The sequence below is a fragment of the Dolichospermum sp. UHCC 0259 genome, from assembly GCF_009711935.1.
Taxonomy (GTDB): Bacteria; Cyanobacteriota; Cyanobacteriia; order Cyanobacteriales; family Nostocaceae; genus Dolichospermum.
Genome location: NZ_VIKX01000059.1, coordinates 1 through 994 on the forward strand (window position 1 = coordinate 1; position 994 = coordinate 994).

General features: G+C 30.5%; 3 protein-coding genes. All 3 read right to left on the reverse strand.

The window, feature by feature from the left end; translation table 11 throughout:
* Nucleotides 1-122: 122 nt before the first annotated feature.
* On the reverse strand, nucleotides 123-353 hold the full coding sequence (locus FJR05_RS04580) for a DUF433 domain-containing protein (protein WP_168536448.1): 231 nt from the start codon (nucleotides 351-353) through the stop codon (nucleotides 123-125).
* A gap of 199 nt (nucleotides 354-552) precedes the next feature.
* A complete protein-coding gene (locus FJR05_RS04585) occupies nucleotides 553-699 on the reverse strand; it encodes a hypothetical protein (RefSeq protein ID WP_168643006.1) in 147 nt (48 codons plus the stop codon).
* Between the two features lie 171 nt (nucleotides 700-870).
* The coding region (locus FJR05_RS04590; RefSeq protein ID WP_168642427.1) for a transposase at nucleotides 871-994 on the reverse strand (124 nt) is incomplete at its 5' end.

Sequence of the window (994 nt, forward strand, 5' to 3'; positions counted from 1 at the left end):
ATGGAATTACACCGCTAAACCAGAATTACAGGTTATTTAATCCACGATCCTAACCAGCACTACGCAACCAAGATACAGTCCGTAGTGAAATTCCCATATCAGCTAAAAACTTCATTTTAATATTACGCAGTTTTAAAAGAATAAACCCGTTCTTGAGTCAACCACGCTGCATAAAGCAAAGATTGACGAATATCATCAGCTTCTAAATCAGGATATTCTTCTAAAATTTCCTCTAGTGGTGTTCCATTAGCTACTAAATTTACCACTAAAGAAACAGGTATTCGCATCCCCCGAATACAAGCTTGTCCTGCCATGATTTGCGGATCAAATGTAATCCTTTCTAAATTTAACATAGAATTACTTATTTGTAATATTTTTGATTGTATCATAAATTTATGAAAATCTCTATATCTAAAGACGCTGAATAATCTTTTCTGATCTTTGATTAAGATATTGAATACAAACATTACTATCTAATAAGTATTTCATCAGTTTGTATTCCTAACAATTAATCATTTCTTCTAAGCTATCATCTAAAGTATCATCAATACCTCAATTATCCAGAATAATTGGATCATCTGCACAACTTCCTGCTGTTTGATTAATAAATTCTTGCCAGTCTAAATTGTGTTTTTCTGTGTTTATCAAAACTGTTGGTTTATTGATCAAATTTTGACGAAATAAACGGACAATTTCCAATATTTCTGGTATATATTCTTCTGGAGTTTAGGCAATTTCTAATAATAAATCGTTCCAGGGTGTAGTTGAGGATGTTGCTGTGATGAGTTGGTGATTATTAATCATAAAATACTAGATTTGATTATTTTTACATATTATTAGTATATCAAATTTCTGGCTCTTGCGTCCCTTTTATGGAGAATTAATACTAAAGTGCCAGTTTAATAAACTACGTAATCTAAAATTACTAAAGTTACGAAATCCATATCCAAGTCTTTTGATTAATTTGAGTTTATTATTAATTCCTTCTACAGTA

Coding starts and splice junctions, on each gene's coding strand:
- FJR05_RS04580 (WP_168536448.1), bottom strand. CDS start 353: ATGTTAAATTTAGAAAGGATTACATTTGATCCGCAAATCATGGCAGGA.